The sequence below is a fragment of the Leclercia sp. Colony189 genome, assembly GCF_009740165.1.
Lineage (GTDB): Bacteria > Pseudomonadota > Gammaproteobacteria > Enterobacterales > Enterobacteriaceae > Enterobacter.
Map to the genome: position 1 here is coordinate 594,561 of NZ_CP046557.1, position 22,799 is coordinate 617,359.

A 22,799-nucleotide genomic window follows, 5' to 3' on the forward strand; every position below is an offset into this window, starting at 1 on the left:
CACGAGAACCATTAATGAAGAAAAATAAGGAAACGTGGATGAACACCCCATCGCTGCCTGCACTCTGGCCCGCCCCCGGAAATTTATCCGAAGGGCGGGCTTTTGTGCTTAAAGAAGATGTCATTTTTACCCCGCTGGGCCAGGAGGGAAGCCTCTGCTGGCTGAATGCCCGCCTGCCCAGTTCCGGCGGGTCGTTTATTATCGCCACCGCCGTGAGCGATGAAGAAGAGGCCAGCGCAACGCGCCTGCTGCGTAATGAGTTTGCCCTGCGGGAGTACCTGAGCGACGACTGGGCTATCCGTCCGGTCGCCACCACGCAGTACCACGGGCGCTTTGCACTGGTTTACGCCCCTTTTTCCTTTGTGCTGCTGACGCGCATCGTCGGTGCGCCGATGGCCTGTATCCAGAGCTTCCTGGAGCTGGCGATCCGCATCAGCCTCCCTCTGCGTCTGATGCATCTGCGCAACCTGGTACACGGGGATATCAAGCCCGGCAATATCTTTATTCATGACGACAACAGCTGTCGTCTTGGGGGTTTTGGCCTGTCGTCCGGCGCCTCGGAAGAGCTACAGCAGACGCGACTGGCCATCGTCGGCGGCACGCCCGCTTACATGTCGCCAGAGCACACCACCCGTACCCACCGCTCGGTAGACAGCCGCAGCGATCTCTACAGCCTCGGGGTGGTGCTCTACGAGCTGCTCACCGGCAGCCTGCCGTTTGAGCTGGGCGGCCAGGATCAGGGCAAGTGGGCGCACTACCACATCGCCTCGGAGCCGCGCTCCCCGGGAGCGGTCTGCCCCGGCGTGCCCGCCATGATCTCGGCCATCATCCTGAAGATGCTGGCGAAAAAACCGGAAAATCGTTACCAGACCATCGACGGCCTGATCGCCGACCTGCGCCGCTGCCAGGCTACCCTGAGCGACGAGGGCGATATTGCCGCCTTTACCCCCGGCTTGCAGGATCGCTCCCCGGCGTTTCATCTTACCGATACCCTCTACACCGCCCATCCCCAGGCGGCGGATCTGATCCACGCCTTTGACCGGGTATGCCGCGACAACCTCGCCGGGTTTGTGGCGATCAGCGGCCCGTCGGGGATCGGTAAATCGTCCCTTATCGCCTCGGCGCTAAAGGCGCTACAGCACCGCAACGTGCTGCTGGCGGTAGGCAAGGTGGATCAGTTTTCCCCCACGCTGCCCTATGCCGCCCTGAGCTCAGCCTTTCGCACCCTGGTGCTGCACCTGCTGGGGCTGTCGGCAACGGAGGTGGCGCAGTGGAAGATCCGCCTGTCGCGGGAGCTGGAGGGGTATGAAGAGCTGGCCGTCAGCCTGGTGCCGGAGCTGCGGCTGCTGCTGGAGAACAAGCCGCGCTTCTCCAGCGACAGCTTCTCCCTCGACGCCCGGGCGCGCTTCAGCCATATGGTACTGGCGCTGGTGAAAACCTTCGCCAGCGCGGGCTGCCCGCTGGTGTTGCTGCTGGATGATATCCACTGGATCGACGCCGCCAGCCTGCAAATTCTGGAGTACCTGCTGACCAACGCCAGTAACGTGCCGCTGCTGCTGGTGGTGGCGCACCGGGATGTCTGCCCGGTGCCGGACGCAACCCTGAATCAGCAGCTGGCGAACCTGCACCGGGCCTCGCGCAATACCACCGAGCTGCGCCCGGAGCCGCTGTCGGTGAAGGCGGTGTCGCGCTGGCTGGCGAGCATCTTCCATACCCGCTCCGCCAGCACCGCGGATCTGGCCGGGCTGATCCACGAGAAAACCGGCGGCAATCCGCTGTTTGTCCATGAGTTCTTCCGCCGTATCGTCGATGACGGGCTGGTAACGCACAACAAATATCAGGATAAGTGGCACTACGATCTGCACGCCATCCGCACCCGGCACTACACCGAAAACGTGGTCACGCTGGTGCTTCAGCAGCTGGAGGAGATGCCCGAAGAGACCCGTCGGCTGCTGGGCAGCATCGCCTGTCTGGGCGGCAGCGGCGAGCTGGAGATGGTCTGCCGGGTGGTGTCGATGTCGGTGGCGGAGATCCGCTACGCCCTGCATCCGGCGGTGACGGCGCAGCTGATCACCCTCAGCGACGAAGGCTATGCCTTTATCCACGACCGGGTTCAGGAGGCGGCCTTCGCCCTGCTGGATAATGCCGAGCGCAGCCGCCTGCACCTTACCACCGCCAGCCTGCTGGCGGAGTCGGCCCGCCAGGCGGCGGGCAATGAAATCCTGTTCCGCGCCGTCCACCACGTGACGGCGGCGCTGGACAGCATTCAGCCTGCGCCCCAGCGCCAGATGTTCCGCGAGCTGAGCCTGCTGGCCGCCCGCCGCGCCCGGCGCTCGGGGGATTATCTGTCGGCCCTGAGCTATATCCAGACCGCCCGGGCGCTGGGCAACGCCGGATCGGCGCCCGAGAGCACCAGCGACTTTATTCTCGACAGCGAAGAGGCGGGCTGCGAGTTTGCGCTGGGCAATCTCGAGGCCACCCGCAGGCTGTGCGACCGCATTCTCGGCTCCCCCGGTGGGCTGGCGGAGAAAGCCCTGGCGGCCAACCTGCTGGCCGAAGTCTACATGCGCCAGTCCGACAACCGGCTGGCGCTGGAGGCGGCTCTGTGCTGGCTGGCGGTGTTTGGCATTCACGTCAGCCGCTTCCCGGAGACCGCCGAGTGCGACGAGGCCTGGCAGAGCCTGTGCAACCGCGTTGGCGAGAACCCGCAGGATCATTTTAGCCGCTTGCCGCTGATGAAAGATGGCGACACCGAGGCGGTGATGAACCTGCTCAACAGCGCCAGCCTGTTCGCCAGCTTCACCAGCTCGCGCCTGCATTTCATACTGCTGTGCCGGATGATGCACCTGACGCTGGATCACGGCATCACCGGCGCCTCCACCACCGCGATGGCGTGGTTCGGGGTGCTGATTGGCCACCGCTACGCTGAGTATCGCCTCGGCTTCCAGTACGGCACCCTGGCCCGGGAGCTGGTCAACCGCCACGGTTACGACGCCTTTGAAGCCAAAACCCTGCTGGCGCTGGATCAGCTTAGCGTCTGGACCCAGCCGCTGGGCTACACCATTGAGTGCGCCAAGGCCTGCTTCACCTCCGCCGTGACGCACGGCGATATGACGGTGGCCTGCTTCGCCGCCTGTCACCAGGTGATCAACTTCCTCACCCGGGGCGATCACCTCGACGCGGTGCTGATGAGCATTGAGCGCGGACTGGCCTTCGTGCGTAAAACCCATTTTCAGGACATAGAGGCGATCCTGCTGATGCAGCGCCACTACGTGGAGCACCTGCGCACCCCGGTGAACGGGCAGTGGAGCGCCAGCGAGGTGCTGCCGCAATCCCTGCTGCCCGGAGCTACAGAGCAGGCTCCGGAGCAGACCTCCACCATGCTGTTCTGGTTCTGGCTCTACCGCGGCATGGCCCACTTCGCCTGCGGCGAGTTCCCCCTGGCGGCAGATAATCTGGCCCAGGCCGGGCGCTTTGCCTGGTCCGCGCCGGGCCATATCCACCTGCTGGACTACCACCTTTACAGCGCGCTCACCCTCTCGCAGCAGCTGACCCCGGAGACCTTTTCCGCCGATCTGCGCCGTCAGATCCATCTTCATTACGACAAGATCGCCCTCTGGGCGCGGGTTAACCCCGGCACCTTCGCCGATAAAGAGGCGTTGATCTACGCCGAGATCGTGCGCCTCGACGGCATGAACAGCATCGCCCTCGAACAGTACGAGAAGGCGGTGCGCCTGTCGCGCGAAGGGGGCTTCAACCCCTTCAACGCCCTGGCCCACGAGCTGGCGGGCCGCTTCGCCCACGCCTGCGGCTACACCACCGCCGCCGAGGCACATTTCCGCGGGGCGATGACCGCCTGGGGACGGGCCGGGGCGCAGTCCAAAATACGCCAGCTGGAGCGGGATTTCCCCTACCTGCTGGCCCCCGGCCAGGCCAACGCCTGGGACACGGTGGCCTTTGCCCGTAACGAGGAGATCCGCGATTTACAGAGCGTTATCAAGGCGTCGCGCGCCCTGTCGGAAGAGATCAACCTCGAACGGCTGATCGAAACCCTGATGACCATCCTGCTGGAGCGGGCCGGGGCGCAGCGCGGCTTTTTAATCCGGGTGAATGACAATAACATCCCGGAGATCGAGGCCAGCGCCAGCACCACCACCGACGGGGTGCAGGTGCAGATCCGCAAAGAGGTGCCGACGGCCACCGAGATGCCGCTGACGGTACTGGCGGCGGTGATCCGCACCGGGCAGGAGATCCACACCGGCAAACCGGAAGAGTTCCACCCCTTCAGCCAGGACCCGTATCTGGTCACCTCCGGCGCGGCGGTGATGTGCGTGCCGATGTTCAAGCAGGCGCGGCTGGTGGGGGTGCTCTACCTGGAGAACCGCCTGATGCCGGAGGTCTTTACCGTCGAGCACTCCCGGGTGGTCAGCCTGCTGGGGGCACACGCCGCCATCTCGCTGGAGACCGCCCGGCTCTATGCCGAGCTGCTGGAGGAGAACCAGCAGCGGCGTCGGGTGGAGAAAGAGCTGCGGGCCAGCCAGACCTCGCTGATGCTGGGGGAGCAGATCAGCCATACCGGCAGCTGGCGCTGGGAGCTGCAGCAGGATCTGATGTTTATGTCGGAGGAGTACGCCCGCATTCTGGGCCTGCCGGAGAAGCAGAAGATGATCTCGATGGCGGAGTTTCTCACCTTTGTGCATCAGGATGACTATCCGCGCATCAGCACCCTGGTGACCGAGAGCGTGCGCGATGGCCTGACCATGCGCGCCGAGTTCCGCATTATTCGTGGCGACGGCGCCGTGCGCACCATTCTGGGGATTGGCGATCCGGTCGGTGTGGGCAGCGAGGTGAATGAGTATTACGGCATTATCACCGACATCACCACCCAGCGGACGGCGGAAGATGCCATGCGGGTGGCGCAGGCCGAGCTGGCCCGCGTCTCCCGGGCGACCACCGTCGGGCAGTTAACCTCGTCCATCGCCCACGAGATCAACCAGCCGCTGATGTCGATTGTCGCGAATGCCGGGGCCAGCCTGCGCTGGCTGAACCGCGATCCGGCCCGGCTGGATAAGGCCAGGCTCGGGCTGGAAGAGATTGTCTCCGAGGGGGAGCGGGCAGGAGAGATCATTCGCAGCCTGCAGTCCCTCACCCGCAAACAGGATCCGGCCTTTGCCCGCATCGATCTGCACCATCTGGTGCGGCACATCATCACCCTGTCGCGCAGCGAGCTGGAGCGGCGGAGCATCAGCGTCAGCTATGCCCTGGCGGCGGCGAACAGTTTTGTTGTGGCTGACAGCGTGCAGATCCAGCAGGTGCTGTTGAATCTGGTGATGAACGCGGTGGAGGCGATGGCCGAGATCAAAACGCGGCCCGGTACGCTGCTGCTCTCTACCTCGAACCCGGAAGGGGGCGGGATCACATTTGAAATCGTCGACAGCGGTACCGGCATCGCGCCGGGGCAGACAGAGCGCATCTTTGACTCATTCTACTCCACCAAAGCCCAGGGGATGGGGGTGGGGCTGACCATCAGCTACAGCATTATCGAGCGCCATCGCGGCAAGCTGACGGCCCGCAACCGCGAGCCGTACGGCTCTGTCTTTGCTTTTACCCTGCCGCTGGCGGAGGGCGAGACGTCACTCTGAGGGCTGGCTTCAGGTCAGGCGCTCCGCGGCCCTGACCAGATCCGCCAGCGAGCGGGCCTGCATTTTGTCCATCACCCGTCGGCGGTGGACTTTGACGGTGATTTCACTCACCCCCAGCTCGGCGGCGATCTGCTTGTTCAGCATCCCGCTGATCGCCAGCTGCAACACCTCTTGTTCCCGCGGCGTTAGCGAGAGATGGCGCTGCTTCAGAGAGTACTGCTCCCGCAACTGCAGAGCGTTCTCTTCCGCCAGCTTCAGCGCGTCGCCAATGGAGTTCAGCAGATCGTTCGACGCCACCGGCTTGGTGAGAAACTCATACGCACCGCCCTTCATCGCCTTCACCGTCATCGGAATGGTGCCGTGACCGGTAAGATAGATTATCGGGATCTCGCGCCCGCTGGCCTTCAGGGAGTCCGCCACTTCAAACCCGCTGATGGTGGGCATCTGCATATCGAGGATCACGCAGGAGGGCACATCTTCAAAGGTGTGTTGCAGAAAAGATTCTGCCGAGGAGAAGTCGAGGGCGTTCAGCCCGGCAGACTCCAGCAGCCCGACCACGGACCGCCTGACAGCGTGATCATCATCAACGACATAGACAATGTGTTCCATTAATAGCCCCAATGTTTCAGCCTGACAGAGATGAGAGGATTTTCGCTCAGCGTGCAAGCTACCTCCCTGACGATCAAGCGAGTATGGCGGCAGCTTTCGAACGCAATTACTCTAACACATTAATTCTCATTATCATTTAACAATATGATAACTATATGAAAGCGAGGGGTGAGTATTCAAAACCGCTTTTCACATTGGGTAAGCGTAGGCCAGAAATGGTCAAATTGTCGCCAATAAAGAAGGGGAGGACGCTTGATAGTCGCAAGGACGATCCCCTCTCCTCTTTGGGGAGAGGGTTAGTTTTGTAGGCCGGGTAAGGCGTAGCCGCCACCCGGCGATGCCGCAGTGCTGCCTGATGCTCTCTCCCGAGGGGTAAAATATTGGCAGATTACTCCCCCACCAGCTCAATACGGTTCCCGTCCGGGTCCGCAATGACCGCTTCATAATAGCCATCACCCGTCATCCTTGGGGCGCTCAGCAGCGTGTTATTCAGCCGCGCCTGCTCCGCCATCCGATCCACATCCGCCTTGCTGCCTACGTTCAGCGCGATATGCGCCCAGCCGACAAACTCCGGGTGCGACGGGCGATCGGGCAGATCCGGCACCGTCATTAGCTCGATGGTCGGTCCGTCGGAAAGCGTTATAAAGTGCGATTCAAAACCGGGACGGTTTTTACTGAGGTAGCGTTCGTTACGCTGGCCGCCAAAAACCGTCTCCCAGAAGTGGACCTGCGCGTCCAGGTTACGGGTCCAGAGTGCCACGTGTGCAATATTCATCTTATCCCTCGCTGCGGGCGGGTTGAGAGGCGGTGACGGTCACGGAGAGCAGGGCGACGACCAGCATCAGCACCATAATGACCATAAACGCCTGGGTTAAAGAGGTGGAATGCGCCACGAAACCGATAATCGCGGGCCCGGCGAGCACGCCGAGATAGCCCAGGGTGGTGATGGCCGGGACGGCAACCGCCTGCGGCATGCGGGTCTGACGGCCAACGGCGGAGAACATCACCGGCACGATATTGGCGCAACCGGCGCCCACCAGCACGTAGCCCAGCAGTGACAACTGCCACTGCGGGACAAAGGTCACCAGCGCAAACCCTGCGGCGGCCACGATGGCACCCCCCACCACGGCGCGCAGCGCACCGGTGCGGGCGATCAATTTATCGCCGGTTAAGCGGAAAAAGGTCATCGCCACCGAGAAGCAGGTGAAGCCCAGCCCACCCAGGGATTCAGGCACGCCGCGCACCTCGGTCAGGAACACCGCGCTCCAGTCCAGCACCGTGCCTTCGGCGAGAAACACGGCAAAGCAGATGAGGCCGATCAGCAGCACCACGCCTCGCGGCACCGCAAAGGCCGGGCCAGAGGCGGGATTAGCCCAGGGCAGCAGCCCTTTCAGGCTGAAAGCGAGCATCAGGATAACGCTCAGGATGATGATCAGGCAGGCGACAAAAGCGCTGGCCCCGAGGGTCAACAGTAGGGTCATCGCCCCGGCGCCCGCGATGCCGCCCACGCTGTACATGCCGTGAAAACCGGACATCACCGGCCCGGGGGCGTCGCGCTCAACGATGATCGCCTGAATATTCATGGCGCAGTCCGTCACGCCGACCCCCACGCCAAACAACAGCAATGCGGCGGCGAGCAGGCGTGGATCCGGGATGATAGCAAGCAGTGGGGTAGTGAGCAGGACGATCGCCATCGCGGTGATAATCACCCGGCGGCAGCCGTAGCGGCTGGTCAGCATCCCGGTGAGCGGCATCGCAATTAACGCCCCCATCCCCAGACAGAGCAGGAGCGAGCCAAGCGTGGCCTCGTTAACGTCGGTGTTGGCTTTGGCGAAAGGCACCAGCACCGCCCAGGTGGCGGTCACGTAACCGGCAATAAAAAAGACGATCCGGGTGGCAAGCCGGTGGACGGCTCCGGTGGTCTGAGAGGTCATTTCACATCCTTATACGGTTTCAGTAACGGGGGGGCAGGCGTCTTGCGCTGCACCGTTTCCCCGGCGCGCGCATCTGCGTTTACAGGTTCAAACAGGAAGCCGTCATAGGGCTGAGTGGCGGGCACCTGCTGATGGTAATCATCATCGCGCTTCATTGTGACGCTCCGGTTGTGATGGCATGGATTGACAGAGCAGGCGTTCATGCAACATTATGCGCATTGTTGCTCGATTCAAATCCAGAGAAGATAATTTATGCTCGATTATGCAGCTTTCCCGGAACAACGACAAGATCGGATCCGCCAGATCCTGCAAGAAAATGGCCGGGTGGTCTGTGCCGACCTGGCGACCCGGATGCAGGTATCGGAACACACGATCCGCCGTGATTTACATGAGCTTAGCAAAGAAGGGTTCTGTAAGAAGGTCTATGGCGGCGCGGTGTTACAGCTGGCCGATGCCGGGAACTTCTACAGCCGTGAGCAACAAAACCATGCAAAAAAAGCCACGATCGCGCAGAAAGCGGCAACCCTGATCAAGCCGGGCAGCTGTATCTTTATCGATACCGGCACCACCAACCTTGCGCTGGCGAAGGCGCTACCACCGGATCTGGCCGTCACCGTGGTGACTAACTCCCCGGCCATCGCCGCAGAGCTGCTGCGTCACCCCCTGTGCGAGGTGATCATCACCGGCGGACAGATCCAGCGCAGCTCCGGCGGGGCCGTGGGGGCGACGGCGGCGAGCCAGATCCAGGGGATGATTTTCGATCAGGCGTTTATCGGCGGCTGCGCGATGGATCCCGGCATGGGGCTGACCGGGTTCGACTTTGCTGACTGCGAGTTCAAGAAAGCGGTAATTAGCCAGAGCAGCCAGACCATCGTGGCGCTCACCACCGACAAAATCCCCGGCGTGGCGCGCTTTGTAGTAGCGAAAAGCAGTGATATCGACGTGCTGGTGGTGGAGGCGAGCCTGGAGCAGGAGGCGATTGCGGCGTTTACGGCAGAGGATGTGCGGGTTATCAGCGCCTAACGCACCGCAAACACCACCGCCGTCCAGTTAACGCGCGTAGCTGGGGGAAATTCGGGACGGGGCTGGATCGGCGTGCAGGCGCCCGCCCAGATAAAGGTCTCTTCATCAATCCGGTACCAGTGCGGATTGCCCTGCACCGCATCACCCACCACCGCCGCCTGAATGCGAACCACGCTTCCTTCAGGCAGCTCACCGGCCACAGGTGCGAAAACGGACGGGTTCTCCTTACGGGTATATACCCCCATCAGGGTCTTTACGCTGGCGGAAACCGGCAGTTCAATAAACGGGCTCATGGCAGGCCTCATGACAATATGCTCTTAGTGATTAACGATATAAGTCGCTCTGTAACTCGCGCTCACGATAAAGCGTGAAACTGTCACCCTGTGTCATGCGAATGGCTGAATGCGGCAGGTTTTCATTCCCTCTTGACCCACGACAAGGCAGCGCGGCCCCACCTCTTCCTATAATCACACCCGTTTGTCTTTTTAACTGGTGCTAACCATGGCGTATCAACTCAACCTGAACTGGCCGGAATTTTTAGAAAAATACTGGCAAAAGAAACCCGTTGTTCTCAAAAACGCACTGCCCAATTTTGTCGATCCTATCAGCCCCGATGAGCTGGCAGGGCTGGCGATGGATCCGGAGGTGGACAGTCGCCTGGTGAGCCATAAAGAGGGCAAATGGCATGCCAGCAACGGTCCGTTTGAACACTTCGATGGCTTAGGCGAAACCGGCTGGTCGCTGCTGGCGCAGGCGGTAAACCACTGGCACGCCCCTTCTGCCGAACTGGTGCGCCCGTTCCGCGTGCTGCCGGACTGGCGTCTGGACGATCTGATGATCTCCTTCTCGGTGCCGGGCGGCGGCGTGGGTCCACATATCGATCAGTACGATGTGTTTATCATCCAGGGGATGGGCAGCCGTCGCTGGCGCGTAGGCGACAAGCTGCCGATGCGTCAGTTCTGTCCGCATCCGGCGCTGCTGCATGTCGATCCTTTTGAGCCGATCATCGATGAAGATCTGGCCCCGGGCGATATTCTCTATATTCCGCCTGGATTCCCGCACGACGGCTTCACCCACGAGACGGCGCTCAACTACTCCGTAGGCTTCCGCGGGCCGAATGGCCGGGATCTGATCAGCAGCTTTGCCGATTACGCGCTGGAAAACGATCTGGGCGGGGAGCACTACAGCGATCCGGATCTCACCTGCCGGGAGCATCCGGGCCGGGTTGAAGCCTATGAACTTGAGCGTCTGCGCAAGATGATGATCGACATGATCAGCAAGCCAGACGATTTTACACAGTGGTTTGGCAGCTTCATCTCGACGCCGCGCCACGAGCTGGATATTGCCCCGGCGGAACCGGAGTACACCCCGGAAGAGGTGCTGGACGCGCTGACGGGCGGCGAAACGCTGACTCGCCTGAGCGGGTTGCGGGTGCTGAATGTCGGGGGCAGCTTCTTTATCAACAGCGAGCGGCTGGAGGTGTCGGATGCAAACGCAGCGGATGCACTGTGTCGCTACACCGAGCTTAGCCGTGCTGAGCTGGGGGATGCCCTGCAAAATCCGGCGTTTGTGATAGAGCTGACCGGACTGATTAACCAGGGTTACTGGTACTTCGACGAATGATCACAAAGGCGGCGCGGGGCACAGGCCCCACGCCGCCAACTTTAAGCGGCGAGGATATGACAGGCTTTCCAGTAATCGAGTAGGCGCTCGTCATCAGGTTCTCGCTCCGCTTTACTTTTCATGGCCCGTGCCAGATTCTCTCTCGACACCTCCTGGCCTTTCTGGACGATATCTAAAACCGCTTCACCAAGAGCCAGGGATATTTCGGTACGATGCGTTTCTACCATATATGCCTCCGTGTTGAGTGCGTGAAGATAATTATGCGGCATAATCACGTGCCTGGAATATTTCTCAGTTGATTCTTATATATTTCGTGCGAACCTTAAACGCGGCGGGAAATAATGTTTCGAAATGCTAATGAGGCGGTAGAAACGTTATTTATGGACTACAGTTAGTTTCGTGTCACACCCGTAGAAACCAAATGAGGAGAATTAATTATGGTAAACCAGAGTGAAATCAAGGACCATGCTCAGGTAATGGCAAGCTGCGGTACCCACGTTGGCACCGTTGACCATCTTGACGGCAACCGCATTAAGCTGGCAAAAAATGACTCCGAGTCCGGCGGTAAACACCATTATATTCCGCTGGAGTGGGTCGATAAAATCGACGGGAATAATGTGGTTCTGACCAAAGACCATAAAGAAGTGTTTGCTGGCTGGCAAGAAGCGTAATAATCGTCAGCACCAGGCGGATATATTTGAGCTCCGGCATCTTGTCGGAGCTTAATATTTATTAAATTTGCCTGCATTGCCGCCGCGTTAAAGGAGTGATACTGTTTTATTTTTAATATGCTTTTCCAGGCGCAGGTATGTCCGACACAATGCTCCCTCACCCGGCCCCCACAGCGAAAAAAACCTTTTCCGTTGCTGACTTTAAGGTCTTTGGCGAGCGCTACGGCATTGACTACCGTTTTCCGCTGCTCACTGATACATGTGCCAGCAGCAGCCCGGTTCTGCACGGCGATGTCGAAGAGATGATCCTGCCGTCCGGCATCTCATTAACCCACTCCGATGTCCGCGTTCTGCAACCCTATGAAACCACCTCCCGCCACAGCAGCCCGCTCTATGTGCTGGTGGTGCTGGAAGGGTGCGTGACCCTGACCCTCAGCGGCAAGGTTTACTCGGTGCGCCCGGGTATGGCTTTCAGCGCCCGGCTCAGCGAACAGCAGGCGATGTCTGCCCGTCATGATGCGGATATCGCCCTGAAAACCCTCTCTTTTGGTGTTTACCCCGACGATGCCCGTCGGGAAAACCTGCTTGCCTCACTGCTGGCGCAGTGGGAGAGGCTGAATGCCCCCACCTTTGTCTGGCAGGTGCCAGATTTTGTGCTGGCCGGGATCCAGCATGCCCGCCAGCGCGAGCGCAGCAGCCTGTCGCGCCAGCTATTGCTGGAAGGGGTGATGTACCAGCTCCTCGGCCATGGCCTGCACCTGCGGGAGCAGCAGGGCACGGCGCTTGCTGGCGCATCAAGCGGTGAACAGGCCCGGCTGGAGCAGATCCGCCATCTGCTGGAACAGGCCCCGGAGCAGGAGTACACCCTCGCCCAGCTGGCGGCTCAGGCCGCAATGAGCCCCAGCAGCCTGCGCAGCAAATTCCGTCAGGCCTATGGCTGCACGGTATTCGACTATTTGCGCGACTGCCGCCTCGCGCTGGCGCGCCGCTATCTGCTGGAAGGGCACAGCGTACAGCAGGCGGCCTGGATGTCGGGCTACTAGCACGCCACCAACTTTGCCACCGCCTTTCGCCGTCGCTACGGTATCTGCCCCGGCGCGGTCCGTAACGGCTGCTAATCCCTTTTTTCCTCCATCGCCAACGCCATTCGTGCGGTTTGGCATTGCGCATACGTACTCTGGCAGCGCGCATAGCTATCTTCTAAATGAAAAAGGTAATAATTCTCATTAATAATTAGAAATGGCTCTGGAGATATTCATGTTCGCTAAATCGCGGCTGGCACTGCTGGTGGGATGGGTTACCGGGAGCGTCGCGCTCCCCCTGATGGCGCAGGAGACGCCAAAAACCGAAACGGTTGTTGTCACCTCGCAGATGCAGAGCGGCGCCACCAAGCTGGCGACGCCGGATATCGAGACCCCGCAGGCGGTGTCGATTGTTACCCGTGAGCAGTTTGAGGAGCAGGGCGCCACCAGCGTCCGCCAGGCGGTGAGCTACACCCCGGGCGTCTACAGCAACCAGATCGGCGCCTCAAACCGCTTTGACTACATCGTGCTGCGCGGCTTCTCCGACGGCAGCCTGGATAATGTCTACCTCGACGGCCTGAAGATGATGGGCGACACCAACTCTCACAGCTCGCTGGTGGTTGACCCCTGGTTCCTGGAAAATATCGAAGTGGTGCGCGGCCCGGCCTCGGTGCTGTATGGCCGCTCATCGCCGGGGGGGATCGTAGCGCTCACCTCGCGCAAACCGTCGTTCGATCCGGGCGGCGAGATCAAGCTGTTCGCCGGGAACAACGATCAGCGCGGGGCGATGTTTGACGTCACCGGCGCGCTGGACGATAACGACCGCGTGGCGGCCCGTCTGAGCGGTATGACCCGCTATGCCGACTCCCAGTTCGATCCGCTGAAAGAGGAGCGTTACGCCCTGATGCCGAGCCTGACCTGGCGCATCACCGATAACACCCGTCTGGATCTGATGGCCTACCTTCACCGCGATCCCGAAGGCGGGAGCCACTCCGGCCTGCCGTACGACGGCACCGTGGTGCCGCACAACGGGAAGATGATCTCTAACACCTTCTTCGAAGGCGAGGACGATTATGACAAGTACGACCGCCGCGAGGATATGGTCGGCTATAACATCGAGCACATGTTCGACAGCGGCTGGTCGGTGCGCCAGAAGCTGCGCTATCTGCACACCAAAGTGGAGCTGAACCAGGTCTATGCCGCGGGTTGGCTGAACGACACCGAACTCAACCGCGGTTACTCTGGCTCGGACGAGAAGATGAACGCCATCACCCTGGACAACCAGATCGACGGCAGCTTCGATACCTGGGCGGTGAACCACCGGGTGCTGATTGGCCTCGATTACCAGGATCGCAGCAACCACACCACCGGCTACTACGGCAGCTTCCCGCCGATCAACTCCTTCCACCCGGTCTACGGTGCCGGGCCGGACAGCATCACGATGTACAGCAAGGAGAAGCACAAGCTGCGCCAGACCGGCTACTACCTGCAGGATCAGCTCTCGCTGGACCGCTGGCGCCTGACCCTGGGCGGGCGCTATGACCAGGTGAGCGTCTCCAATGTCGACAAGCTCAACGATACCCGCAGCGATCTGGACAAGAATAACTTCAGCAGCCGCGCGGCGCTGCTCTACCTGTTCGATAACGGCATCGCGCCGTATATCAGCTACTCCACCGCCTTTACCCCAACCAGCTTTGCCGATGAGAACGGCGATCTGCTGGACCCGATGAAAGGCAAGCAGTGGGAAGCGGGGGTGAAGTTTGAGCCGGAGGGGATGAACAGCCAGTTCAGCGCCTCGGTGTTCCGCATCAACCAGAAAAACATCGCCACCAAAGAGGAGCCGACCGATCCATACCGCTCCATCGGCGAAATTGAATCGGAAGGGGTGGAGCTGGAAGCGGTAGGGCAGTTGACCGACAGCCTGCGCCTGCAGGCGGCCTACACCTATACCGACATTCGCTACAAGAAGAGCAGCCCGGAGGAAGAGGGCAAGCGTGCGGTCTATGCCCCACGCAATATGGCCAGCGGCTGGCTCAGCTATGACGTGAAAACCGGGCCGCTGGATGGCCTGACGATGAGCTCCGGTGTGCGTTACGTCAACGGCGTGACCAGCGACCGCATGAATACCCATACGCTGCCGTCGTACACGCTGGTGGATCTGGCGGTGGGGTATGATCTGTCGAAGGTGGGGCTGACCGGGGTAAGCGCGCAGCTCAACGTTAACAACCTGACGGACGAAAGCTACGTGGCGGCCTGTAACTCGCTCTCATACTGCTACTTTGGTGCCGAGCGCAGCATTGTCGGCAGCGTGTCATGGACGTTCTGATGTGAAAATGCCCGGTGGCGCTTACCGGGCCTACAAAAGAGTCGAACCGTAGGCCGGGTCAGGCGCAGCCGCCACCCGGCAAACAGACCGCACCGCGTTACTCCGCCATCGCAATATTCACCGCTTCCCCCATCTGCTCTACCGCCGCACGGTGCTTCTCGTTTGGCGGCAGGGCGCAGTTGATCCGCAAACAGTTCCGGTACTTGCCGGAAGCCGAGAAGAGCGATCCGGCGGCGATCTGGATGTTAAACCGCGTCAGCTCCCGCGACACGCAGACCATATCCACATGTTCCGGCAGCTCCACCCACAGCATGTAGCCGCCCATCGGGCGGGTCACACAGATGCCACAGGGGAAGAACTGCCTGACCCAGCAGGTGTAGGTCTCGATATTCTGCTGGTAGATCTGGCGCATCCGCCGCACGTGGCGGTGGTAATACCCTTCCCGGATAAAGGTAGCCAGTGCCAGCTGGCTGGCGGGCACGTTGGTGCCGCTGGCGGCATACTTCATGTGCATAATCCGGTCGTGATAGCGGCCCGGGGCAATCCACCCCACCCGCAGCCCGGGGGCGACAGTTTTGGTAAAGGAGTTGCACAGCAGCACCCGGCCATCGATGTCCAGCGAGTGAATGGTGGAGGGGCGGGGATATTCGAACGCCAGCTCGCCATAAATATCATCTTCAAAAATGACGATATCGTGCCGCTGGGCCAGCGCCAGCAGCTGACGTTTGCGGGACTCGGGCATGATAAACCCCAGCGGGTTATTGCAGTTGGGCACCACAATCACCCCTTTGATCGGCCACTGCTCCAGCGCCAGTTCCAGGGCTTCGACGCTGATCCCCGTCACCGGATCGGTGGGGATCTCGATCGCCTTGATCCCCAGACCGCGCAGCATCTGCATGGTGCCGTAGAAAGAGGGGGATTCCAGCGCCACGATGTCGCCGGGCTTACAGATGGTCAGCAGCGCCAGGGAGAGGGCGCTGTGGCAGCCGCTGGTGACGATCAGATCGTCGGCGGTGACCACCGATCCGGCGTCCAGCATCAGGCGGGCGATCTGCTCGCGCAGTTCACGTCGCCCGGCGAGTTCGTCATAGCTGAGCACCTCTTTAACGCTGTGCTGCACCACCCGGCTCAGCTCTTTCCACAGGGGCTTGAGGCTTGGCTGGGTCAGGTCGGGCTGGCCGCCGCCAAATGCCGTGATGTCGGTTTTATTGCGCCCCTCCATCAGGGTCAGCACCTCATCCCACTGGGTCACCTCCACCGGACGCTGCACCGGGCGCGACATCGCCGGCACCGGCGGCTGCGCCTTTCGCGGCGCGACAAAATAGCCCGAGCGCGGCTGGGGGGTGATCAGCTGTAAATTTTCGAGGATCTGATAGGCCTGCTGTATGGTGCTGATGCTGACGCCGTGCTCCTGGCTCAGGGCGCGCACCGAGGGTAAACGCTCCCCGCTGCGATAGAGCCCTTGTTCAATGCGTTCCGCCAGAAGATTGGCCAGATGTTGGTAGCGCGTCATGCTGTATCCCTTATTCTCACCATACAGAAAAGTAAACCGGTACAGATGGCGGTAAAAACTGCCATGCAGTTCCTGTTTTAGACGATCTGTATGTTAAAAAAAAGTAATTTTTGAATCTGTATTGGAAGGTGTGGGATCCGTGATGATAACCCCTCAGACACCCCGAGGAGAGCATCATGGAATTCCACGAAAATCGAGCCAAACGCCCCTTTGCGATCTTTATCTGGATGGGAAAAGCCCTTGTCCGCTGGTATCGCATCAACCGCACGCGCCGGATTTTGAGCGAGTTAAGTGATGAAGATTTAAAGGACATCGGGTTGTCACGGTATGATTTGTAGCTTGCGCAGTTATCGCCCGGTGGCGCTGCGCTTACCGGGCCTACAAGGGCACGAACCGTAGGCCGGGTAAGGCGTAGCCGCCACCCGGCGCTTGTCAGCGCAACAGTGCCAGCGTCTGCTGTTTCGGTTTTTCCAGCAGAGCCACCGCCTCCTGATACGAACGCACGTTGTTATACCCCATCACCAGCCCGTAGCGTTTGCCCGACCCGCTGTACCACGCCGACAGCGCGTTGACCTGTAACTGCTGCTGTTGCCAGCAGTGGGCGATCTCCTGGTCACAGCTGCCTTTGGTTAAGAACGCCACGATATGCATTCCGCCATCGTTCTGTTCGGTGAAGAAGCGGTCACCATAGACCGCGTGCAGGGCGGCAATCATCCAGTCGCGTCGCTGCTGGTAGAGCGCGCGCATCTTTTTCAGATGGCGGAAGAAGTGGCCGTCGTTGATAAAGGCGGTGAGGATCTTTTGCGTCAGCACCGGCTGGCCGCTGGCGAGCAGATCGGCGCAGTCGTTAAAAGCCGTTACCGTGCTGGCGGGCATCACCACATAGCCGAGGCGCAGGGACGGCATCACGGTTTTGCTGAAGGTGCCCATGTAGATCACCCGATCCTGGCGATCGAGGCTTTTCAGCGACGGCAGCACCTTGCGGGTGTAGTGAAACTCGCCGTCATAGTCATCTTCAATGATCCACGCCTCGTTGCGGGTGGCCCAGTCGAGCAGTTGCTGACGGCGCGGCAGCGAGAGGGTGACCGCCAGCGGGCTCTGGTGCGACGGGGTGACGATGGCAAACCGGGCGTCGGCGTGGTGGTGCAGCAGGTAGTCTGTGTCCATCCCGGCGCGATCTACCGGCACCGTATAGAGGCGGGGCACGATGCGCCGCAGCAGCTGCTGGCCCATAAAATAGCCCGGATCTTCAAACACCACCTTGTCGTTGCGGCTGGCGAGGGTATCGAGGATCAGGCGCAGGCTGCCGCTGTAGCCGCTGGTGATCAGCACCTGATCCGGCGTGCAGGTCAGCCCGCGAGAGATGTTCAGGTAGCGGGCAATCGCCTGGCGCAGGGGAGCCCAGCCCATCACCGGCGGGTTGAGCATCTCCTCCTGGCGCATGGCGCGCACCGCCTGGCCCGCCAGCAGCAGCCATTTTTTGTAGGGAAAGCTGTCCAGCGCCGGGATGCCGGGGCGTAAAAAGCCGGCCCGTTCGCGCTGGCTGACCAGGGACTCCGGTAACGTGCCGGTGACGGGATCGTCGGGCGGCGGTGGCGCGGCGGGGAGGTTTAAGTCCGGGTTCACCCGGGTGCCACGCGCCCCCTGGCTCACCAGATACCCCTCGCCGATGAGAATGGCGTAGGCGGTTTCCACCGTTTTGCGCGCGACCTTCAGCTCCTCCGCCAGCACGCGAATGGCGGGCACCTTGTCGCCGGGCTTCAGTATGCCGCGGGTGATATTGTCCCGGTAGCGGGTATAGATCTGGTGATAGCCCGGTTTCATGTCCTACCTCGTTTCGCGGTTTTTGTATCTTTTTACTATGTCATGAACGGCGTAAATTTGCCCCATCGCATGACCTGTACCGCACAAAAGAGGAAAGACCATGAGCACTCGCGTTAACCACCATAAAGCCACACCTGCCCTCGCTAAAGCGCTCTCCGACCTGAGCATGGCGGTGAGCCAGACCTCCATCGACCCGGCGCTGAAGCACCTGATCGACATTCGTGTCTCCCAGCTCAACGGCTGTACCTTCTGTCTGGATATGCACGCGAAAGAGGCGAAAATTGCGGGCGAGCGTGAGCTGCGCCTCTACCATCTGGCCGCATGGCGTGAATCCCCGCTGTTCAGCGCCCGGGAAAAAGCGGCGCTGGCCTTCGCCGAAGCGCTGACGCAGATTGGCCCGCACGGGATCAGCGATGTCCTCTACCGCAGCGTGGCGGAACACTACTCGGAAAAGGAGATTTCAGAGCTGAACTTTGCCATTGTGGCGATCAACGCCTGGAACCGCTTAGGCATCACCTCCCGTATGGAACCGGGCTCCCTCGACGGTGCCTACGGCCTCAACAAGGCTAACCTCGAGTAAGACCCCGCTCGCGGATCATCGCCACCAGCGCCTGCAACCCAGGCGGGACGTGACGATGGCCAGGGTAATAGAGACGCAGTCCGGCAAAGGGCTGCGTCCACTCCTCCAGCACGCTCACCAGTTCCCCGCTTTGCAGCTCCTGCTGAATATAGAGTTCCGGTAAAAATCCCACCCCCAGCCCGGCTTTTACCGCCCGGATCGAGGCAAACAGATCCGAGGTGGCAAAACGGGGCGCCACCGCCAGGGCAATCTGCTCTCCGCGCCGCTCCAGCTCCCAGCGGTAGATCCCGCCGTGCGCCATCCGCATGCCGATCCCCTGATGTTGCAGCAGATCGTCCGGCGTAAGCGGAATGCCGTGACGGGCAAAATAGTCCGGTGTGGCGGTGATGAGCTGGCGGATATCGGGGGTAAGCGGCACGGCGATCATATCCTGCGGGACCGATTCCGCGAGGCGGATCCCGGCGTCGTACCCTTCCGCCACGATATCGATCATCCGCGCTTCGCTTACCGCTTCGACGCGCATTTTCGGGTAGCGGATCATGTAGTCGATCAGCAGCGCGTCCAGGAACAGCGAGCCGACGTTGTTCGGCACGTTCAGGCGCAGGATGCCGGCAGGCTCGTCGGGATCACTGTGGATCTCCAGGCTGGCCTGGCGGATCTCCTGCAAGGCAGGCCCCACGCGCGCGACAAAGCGTTGCCCCGCCTCGGTGAGGGCCACGCTGCGGGTGGTGCGATTGAACAGGCGCGTTTGCAGGCGGCTTTCGAGCCCGGCAATGGCGTTACTCGCGGCGGTGGCCGACATCCCCAGCTCCTGGGCGGCGGCGCGAAAGCTGCCGCGACGCACTACGGCCATGACCACTTCCAGCTCTGTCAGTCCTGAACGGTGCATAGATTATCCTGAAAATCGAAACAACCTTTGCAGCATAGCGTGGATTATCGTCACAGAGAAGGCGTGTCAGACTCGCTTTATCCAGTCTGAGGAGGTCGCTATGCATCACATCGAACAGGTTTATATCAACGGGGAGTTTGTCACTCCACACGGCACCGAGCGCTTCGATTTGTATAACCCGGCGACGGCGCGCGTCATCGGTCAGGTGCGTCTGGCCGACGCGGTGGATGGCGAACGTGCCATTGCCGCGGCCAGAGCCGCGTTTCCGGCGTGGTCGAAAACCACAAAGCAGGTGCGCATTGCCGCCCTGCAACGGATGCACGCGGCGGTGGCCGCCCGCCACGACGATCTGCTGGAGGCGGTGGTTGAGGAGTACGGTGCCCCCGCATCACGCTCGGCCTGGATGGCGAGCTATCCGGCGGAGGTGATTGCCCAGGCCATTGAGGCGCTGGAGGCGTTCGAATTTACGACCGTCGCGGGTGCGGCGACAGTAGAGATGACCCCGCTCGGCGTCGCCGGGCTTATCACCCCGTGGAACAGCGATGCGGGCTTTATCTGCGGCAAACTGGCGGCGGCGCTGGCCGCAGGCTGCACCGCGGTGATCAAGCCCAGCGAGATGAGCGCCCTGCAGACGCAGATTGTGACCGAGGCGCTGCACGCCGCAGATCTGCCGCCGGGGGTGTTTAACATCGTTACCGGGCGCGGCGATACGGTGGGGGAGACGATTAGCCGTCACCCGCATGTGGCAAAAATTTCCTTTACCGGATCGACCCGCACCGGCAAAGCGATCCTGCGCAACGCGGCGGAGAACTTTACCCGCGTTACCCTGGAGCTGGGCGGTAAATCGCCGACGCTTATTCTTGACGATGCCGATATCAAACAGGCGATCCCGCTGGCGGTCCAGGCCGGGCTGATGAACAGCGGCCAGGCGTGCGTGGCCGGTACGCGTATTCTGGTGCCGCAGTCGCGAAAAGCTGAATTCGAGCAGGCGCTGGCCCAGGCCATCGCGGCGGTGGTGTCGGGCGATCCGCGCGATGCGAAGACCGTGGTCGGCCCGATGGTGAGCGAGAGACAGTGGCAGCGGGTGCAGGGGTATATTCAGAAAGGGCTGGCAGAGGGGGCGCGTTTGCTGGCGGGCGGGGTAGGGCGGCCGGAGGGTACCCGGGACGGCTGGTTTGTCCGGCCAACGCTGTTCACCGATGTGCATAACCAGATGGCTATCGCCCGGGAAGAGATTTTTGGTCCGGTGCTGTGCGTGATCGCCTACCGCGATGAGGCGGAGGCCATCGCCATTGCCAACGACACCGACTATGGCCTGAGCGCGCTGGTGCTCGGCGGCGACAGCGGGCGTGCCCGCCGCGTGGCGCAGCAGATCCAGGCGGGTCGCGTGCTGGTCAATACCCTCACACACGAGCCCAAAGCGCCGTTTGGCGGATTTAAGCACTCCGGCGTGGGGCGCGAGATGGGGGCCTGGGGCATCAGCGCGTTTATGGAGCCGAAGTCGATCCTCAGCTAAAAAACGCCCGGCGGGGCAAGCTTGCCGGGCCTACGGTTCGTGCCTGGGTAGGCCGGGTAAGCGCAGCGCCACCCGGCGGTTCCAGCGTATCGATGCCACAACCGCCATTCCGTAGGCCGGGTAAGCGCAGCGCCACCCGGCAACCCCCGGCGCACGAAAGCGACATTTCGCTCTTCACCGAAGCATCACGTTTTTGTTTCCTGCACTCTCTCCTTAACCTCACAACGGAGAGAGATCATGATTGCAGTCCTGTTTGAAGCCAAAGCCGCACCCGCGCACCAGGCGCGTTACCTGCAGCTGGCCGCCGAGCTAAAACCGCTGCTGGCGGATATCGACGGTTTTATCGATATTGAACGTTTTCAGAGCCTGACCACCGAGGGCAAAATCCTCTCCCTCTCCTGGTGGCGGGACGAGGAGGCGATTTGCCGCTGGAGACAAAATCTGTTTCACCAGGCCGCACAGGCCGAAGGGCGGGCGTCGATTTTTACCCACTACCGTATTCGCGTGGCGCAGGTGGTGCGGGAGTACAGTTCAGAAACCGGAGGGCATGCCGATGTATGACGTTCATGTGAGGTTCAACGACACCCCAGGCGAGCTGGCACGTTTTGGTCAACTGCTGGGGCGCAACGGCGTAGGGCTGGAGGGCGGCGGCGTGTTTGGCGTGGAGGCGCATTTCCTGATGGTGGAGGGCGAAAAAGCCCGGCGCCTCCTCCTTGCCGCGGGTTTTAATGTGAAAGCGGTGCGAAAACCACTGATCCGTAAGCTGAAACAGGCGCGCCCTGGTGAGCTGGGCGAGATTGCCGCCGCGCTGGCCGCGCAGGGGGTCTCCATCCTGACCCAGTACAGCGATCATGCGAATCACCTTATTCTGCTGACGGATAATGATAAGCTGGCCGCAGAGATCACCGGGCCGTGGGCTGCCAATGTTAAAGACGCGTTTACCTCCTGATAATAGCGCTGCGCTGGAGCTGGCCGTTGCGGCTGTTGCGGCGGCGATGGCCGATCCGTCACGGGTCAAAATGCTCTGTGCGCTGATGGACGGGCGGGCGTGGACCGCCACGGAGCTCAGCGCGGTGGCGGATGTGGCCCCTTCAACCGCCAGCGGCCATCTCGCCCGGCTGGTGGAGGGCAGGCTGATTACCTGCCTTTCTCAGGGGCGGCATCGCTACTATCGTCTGGCGGGGCACGACGTTGCGGAGCTGGTAGAGCAGATGATGGGGCTGTCGTGGAGCCGCATCACGCCGCCGGAAACCACCGCGCCAGCGTCGATGCGTTATGCCCGCACCTGTTACGACCATCTCGCGGGCACGGTCGCCGTGCAGATCTATAATTTTATGCAGGCCGAAGGCTGGCTGGTGGCAGACGGGTCTGCCCTCACCGGAAAAGGCCGCGAGGCGTTCCTGGCGCTGGGGATCGTGCTTAAGGCTAATACCCGGCGCAAAGCGTGTAGCGCCTGCCTGGACTGGAGCGAACGCCGTTTCCACCTGGGCGGTGAGGCGGGCGCAGCGCTGCTGGTTTTCCTGGAAACCAAAGGCTGGATCCAGCGGGTGGAAGGGTTTCGCGAGGTGACGGTGACGGCATCAGGGCTGCGGGCCATTCAGCAGCGTTTTAGCCGTTGAGGAAACGC

21 protein-coding genes are annotated in these 22,799 nt (G+C 61.3%); 12 read left to right on the forward strand and 9 right to left on the reverse strand.

Features of this window, described 5'->3' with window-relative positions:
• The first annotated feature begins 38 nt into the window (after window positions 1-38).
• Window positions 39-5,642 carry an AAA family ATPase gene (locus GNG29_RS02860; protein ID WP_156653824.1) on the forward strand — a complete coding sequence of 1,868 codons (5,604 nt, stop codon included), beginning with the start codon at window positions 39-41 and terminating at the stop codon, window positions 5,640-5,642.
• Between the two features lie 9 nt (window positions 5,643-5,651).
• Here the strand turns inward: GNG29_RS02860 and GNG29_RS02865 are convergent, their stop codons facing one another.
• The 4 genes from GNG29_RS02865 to GNG29_RS02880 all read right to left on the reverse strand — a co-directional run bounded on the left by GNG29_RS02865 (window position 5,652) and on the right by GNG29_RS02880 (window position 8,340).
• A complete protein-coding gene (locus GNG29_RS02865) occupies window positions 5,652-6,251 on the reverse strand; it encodes a response regulator transcription factor (RefSeq protein WP_156653825.1) in 600 nt (199 codons plus the stop codon).
• Between the two features lie 388 nt (window positions 6,252-6,639).
• Entirely contained in the window at window positions 6,640-7,026 is a 387-nt protein-coding gene (locus GNG29_RS02870) for a VOC family protein (RefSeq protein WP_156237681.1), read from the reverse strand.
• Window position 7,027: 1 nt separating this feature from the next.
• Window positions 7,028-8,185, reverse strand: coding sequence for an MFS transporter (locus tag GNG29_RS02875; RefSeq protein ID WP_156653826.1), 1,158 nt, complete (start codon window positions 8,183-8,185; stop codon window positions 7,028-7,030).
• Window positions 8,182-8,340 carry a hypothetical protein gene (locus GNG29_RS02880; RefSeq protein ID WP_156653827.1) on the reverse strand — a complete coding sequence of 53 codons (159 nt, stop codon included), beginning with the start codon at window positions 8,338-8,340 and terminating at the stop codon, window positions 8,182-8,184. The genes GNG29_RS02875 and GNG29_RS02880 overlap by 4 nt, the downstream gene beginning before the upstream one ends.
• 97 nt (window positions 8,341-8,437) lie before the next feature.
• On the opposite strand from GNG29_RS02880, the gene GNG29_RS02885 reads away from it, so the two are divergent.
• Complete coding sequence (locus GNG29_RS02885) at window positions 8,438-9,208, forward strand: DeoR/GlpR family DNA-binding transcription regulator (RefSeq protein WP_156653828.1); 771 nt, start codon at window positions 8,438-8,440, stop codon at window positions 9,206-9,208.
• Here the strand turns inward: GNG29_RS02885 and GNG29_RS02890 are convergent.
• Window positions 9,205-9,501 (reverse strand): SH3 domain-containing protein, encoded by a 297-nt coding sequence (locus GNG29_RS02890; RefSeq protein ID WP_114316006.1) that lies wholly within the window; start codon window positions 9,499-9,501, stop codon window positions 9,205-9,207. The two genes, GNG29_RS02885 and GNG29_RS02890, sit on opposite strands and share 4 nt — an antisense overlap.
• Window positions 9,502-9,709: 208 nt before the next feature.
• Between GNG29_RS02890 and GNG29_RS02895 the strand changes: the two genes are divergently transcribed.
• Window positions 9,710-10,831: a cupin domain-containing protein gene (locus GNG29_RS02895; protein ID WP_156653829.1), complete on the forward strand. Its 1,122-nt coding sequence runs from the start codon at window positions 9,710-9,712 to the stop codon at window positions 10,829-10,831.
• A gap of 41 nt (window positions 10,832-10,872) precedes the next feature.
• Here GNG29_RS02895 and GNG29_RS02900 read toward each other — a convergent pair whose 3' ends face one another.
• Window positions 10,873-11,058 carry a DUF2767 domain-containing protein gene (locus GNG29_RS02900; protein ID WP_114317151.1) on the reverse strand — a complete coding sequence of 62 codons (186 nt, stop codon included), beginning with the start codon at window positions 11,056-11,058 and terminating at the stop codon, window positions 10,873-10,875.
• Window positions 11,059-11,268: 210 nt separating this feature from the next.
• Between GNG29_RS02900 and GNG29_RS02905 the strand changes: the two genes are divergently transcribed.
• The 3 genes from GNG29_RS02905 to foxA all read left to right on the forward strand — a co-directional run bounded on the left by GNG29_RS02905 (window position 11,269) and on the right by foxA (window position 14,850).
• On the forward strand, window positions 11,269-11,502 hold the full coding sequence (locus GNG29_RS02905; RefSeq protein ID WP_103178088.1) for a DUF2171 domain-containing protein: 234 nt from the start codon (window positions 11,269-11,271) through the stop codon (window positions 11,500-11,502).
• Between the two features lie 137 nt (window positions 11,503-11,639).
• Complete coding sequence (locus tag GNG29_RS02910) at window positions 11,640-12,545, forward strand: helix-turn-helix domain-containing protein (RefSeq protein ID WP_197431828.1); 906 nt, start codon at window positions 11,640-11,642, stop codon at window positions 12,543-12,545.
• A gap of 196 nt (window positions 12,546-12,741) precedes the next feature.
• Entirely contained in the window at window positions 12,742-14,850 is a 2,109-nt protein-coding gene (foxA, locus tag GNG29_RS02915) for a ferrioxamine B receptor FoxA (RefSeq protein WP_156653830.1), read from the forward strand.
• Window positions 14,851-14,947: 97 nt separating this feature from the next.
• Here foxA and GNG29_RS02920 read toward each other — a convergent pair whose 3' ends face one another.
• Window positions 14,948-16,363, reverse strand: a complete 1,416-nt coding sequence (locus GNG29_RS02920; protein WP_156653831.1) for a PLP-dependent aminotransferase family protein — start codon at window positions 16,361-16,363, stop codon at window positions 14,948-14,950.
• A 176-nt stretch (window positions 16,364-16,539) separates the two neighbouring features.
• On the opposite strand from GNG29_RS02920, the gene GNG29_RS02925 reads away from it, so the two are divergent.
• Window positions 16,540-16,701 (forward strand): DUF1127 domain-containing protein, encoded by a 162-nt coding sequence (locus GNG29_RS02925; RefSeq protein WP_114316002.1) that lies wholly within the window; start codon window positions 16,540-16,542, stop codon window positions 16,699-16,701.
• Between the two features lie 94 nt (window positions 16,702-16,795).
• Here GNG29_RS02925 and GNG29_RS02930 read toward each other — a convergent pair whose 3' ends face one another.
• The gene (locus GNG29_RS02930) at window positions 16,796-18,187 is read right to left on the reverse strand and encodes a PLP-dependent aminotransferase family protein (protein ID WP_156653832.1); all 1,392 of its coding nucleotides are present in this window, start codon (window positions 18,185-18,187) and stop codon (window positions 16,796-16,798) included.
• 100 nt (window positions 18,188-18,287) lie between these two features.
• Between GNG29_RS02930 and GNG29_RS02935 the strand changes: the two genes are divergently transcribed.
• A complete protein-coding gene (locus GNG29_RS02935; protein ID WP_103178094.1) occupies window positions 18,288-18,767 on the forward strand; it encodes a carboxymuconolactone decarboxylase family protein in 480 nt (159 codons plus the stop codon).
• On the opposite strand, the gene GNG29_RS02940 is transcribed toward GNG29_RS02935, so the two are convergent.
• Window positions 18,754-19,656, reverse strand: coding sequence for a LysR family transcriptional regulator (locus GNG29_RS02940; protein ID WP_156653833.1), 903 nt, complete (start codon window positions 19,654-19,656; stop codon window positions 18,754-18,756). The genes GNG29_RS02935 and GNG29_RS02940 overlap by 14 nt on opposite strands.
• Window positions 19,657-19,756: 100 nt before the next feature.
• Here GNG29_RS02940 and GNG29_RS02945 point away from each other — a divergent pair, with 100 nt between their 5' ends.
• The 4 genes from GNG29_RS02945 (at window position 19,757) to GNG29_RS02960 (ending at window position 22,791) form a co-directional block, all read left to right on the forward strand.
• Window positions 19,757-21,172: an aldehyde dehydrogenase family protein gene (locus GNG29_RS02945; protein WP_156653834.1), complete on the forward strand. Its 1,416-nt coding sequence runs from the start codon at window positions 19,757-19,759 to the stop codon at window positions 21,170-21,172.
• A 237-nt stretch (window positions 21,173-21,409) separates the two neighbouring features.
• A complete protein-coding gene (locus GNG29_RS02950; protein WP_103178097.1) occupies window positions 21,410-21,733 on the forward strand; it encodes an antibiotic biosynthesis monooxygenase in 324 nt (107 codons plus the stop codon).
• Entirely contained in the window at window positions 21,726-22,121 is a 396-nt protein-coding gene (locus GNG29_RS02955; RefSeq protein WP_156653835.1) for an amino acid-binding protein, read from the forward strand. Before GNG29_RS02950 ends, GNG29_RS02955 begins: the two co-directional genes overlap by 8 nt.
• A complete protein-coding gene (locus tag GNG29_RS02960) occupies window positions 22,096-22,791 on the forward strand; it encodes a helix-turn-helix transcriptional regulator (protein WP_156653836.1) in 696 nt (231 codons plus the stop codon). The genes GNG29_RS02955 and GNG29_RS02960 overlap by 26 nt, the downstream gene beginning before the upstream one ends.
• Window positions 22,792-22,799: the final 8 nt, after the last annotated feature.

What these genes read in the sequence shown, in the direction of transcription:
- GNG29_RS02950 (WP_103178097.1), top strand. Translation starts at nt 21,410, where the DNA reads ATGATTGCAGTCCTGTTTGAAGCCAAAGCCGCACCCGCGCACCAGGCG.
- GNG29_RS02935 (WP_103178094.1), top strand. Translation starts at nt 18,288, where the DNA reads ATGAGCACTCGCGTTAACCACCATAAAGCCACACCTGCCCTCGCTAAA.
- GNG29_RS02960 (WP_156653836.1), top strand. Translation starts at nt 22,096, where the DNA reads ATGTTAAAGACGCGTTTACCTCCTGATAATAGCGCTGCGCTGGAGCTG.
- GNG29_RS02870 (WP_156237681.1), bottom strand. Translation starts at nt 7,026, where the DNA reads ATGAATATTGCACACGTGGCACTCTGGACCCGTAACCTGGACGCGCAG.
- GNG29_RS02880 (WP_156653827.1), bottom strand. Translation starts at nt 8,340, where the DNA reads ATGAAGCGCGATGATGATTACCATCAGCAGGTGCCCGCCACTCAGCCC.
- GNG29_RS02905 (WP_103178088.1), top strand. Translation starts at nt 11,269, where the DNA reads ATGGTAAACCAGAGTGAAATCAAGGACCATGCTCAGGTAATGGCAAGC.
- GNG29_RS02900 (WP_114317151.1), bottom strand. Translation starts at nt 11,058, where the DNA reads ATGGTAGAAACGCATCGTACCGAAATATCCCTGGCTCTTGGTGAAGCG.
- GNG29_RS02945 (WP_156653834.1), top strand. Translation starts at nt 19,757, where the DNA reads ATGCATCACATCGAACAGGTTTATATCAACGGGGAGTTTGTCACTCCA.
- GNG29_RS02920 (WP_156653831.1), bottom strand. Translation starts at nt 16,363, where the DNA reads ATGACGCGCTACCAACATCTGGCCAATCTTCTGGCGGAACGCATTGAA.
- GNG29_RS02860 (WP_156653824.1), top strand. Translation starts at nt 39, where the DNA reads ATGAACACCCCATCGCTGCCTGCACTCTGGCCCGCCCCCGGAAATTTA.
- GNG29_RS02885 (WP_156653828.1), top strand. Translation starts at nt 8,438, where the DNA reads ATGCTCGATTATGCAGCTTTCCCGGAACAACGACAAGATCGGATCCGC.
- GNG29_RS02925 (WP_114316002.1), top strand. Translation starts at nt 16,540, where the DNA reads ATGGAATTCCACGAAAATCGAGCCAAACGCCCCTTTGCGATCTTTATC.
- GNG29_RS02865 (WP_156653825.1), bottom strand. Translation starts at nt 6,251, where the DNA reads ATGGAACACATTGTCTATGTCGTTGATGATGATCACGCTGTCAGGCGG.
- GNG29_RS02895 (WP_156653829.1), top strand. Translation starts at nt 9,710, where the DNA reads ATGGCGTATCAACTCAACCTGAACTGGCCGGAATTTTTAGAAAAATAC.
- GNG29_RS02940 (WP_156653833.1), bottom strand. Translation starts at nt 19,656, where the DNA reads ATGCACCGTTCAGGACTGACAGAGCTGGAAGTGGTCATGGCCGTAGTG.
- foxA (WP_156653830.1), top strand. Translation starts at nt 12,742, where the DNA reads ATGGCTCTGGAGATATTCATGTTCGCTAAATCGCGGCTGGCACTGCTG.
- GNG29_RS02910 (WP_197431828.1), top strand. Translation starts at nt 11,640, where the DNA reads ATGTCCGACACAATGCTCCCTCACCCGGCCCCCACAGCGAAAAAAACC.
- GNG29_RS02875 (WP_156653826.1), bottom strand. Translation starts at nt 8,185, where the DNA reads ATGACCTCTCAGACCACCGGAGCCGTCCACCGGCTTGCCACCCGGATC.
- GNG29_RS02955 (WP_156653835.1), top strand. Translation starts at nt 21,726, where the DNA reads ATGTATGACGTTCATGTGAGGTTCAACGACACCCCAGGCGAGCTGGCA.
- GNG29_RS02890 (WP_114316006.1), bottom strand. Translation starts at nt 9,501, where the DNA reads ATGAGCCCGTTTATTGAACTGCCGGTTTCCGCCAGCGTAAAGACCCTG.
- GNG29_RS02930 (WP_156653832.1), bottom strand. Translation starts at nt 18,187, where the DNA reads ATGAAACCGGGCTATCACCAGATCTATACCCGCTACCGGGACAATATC.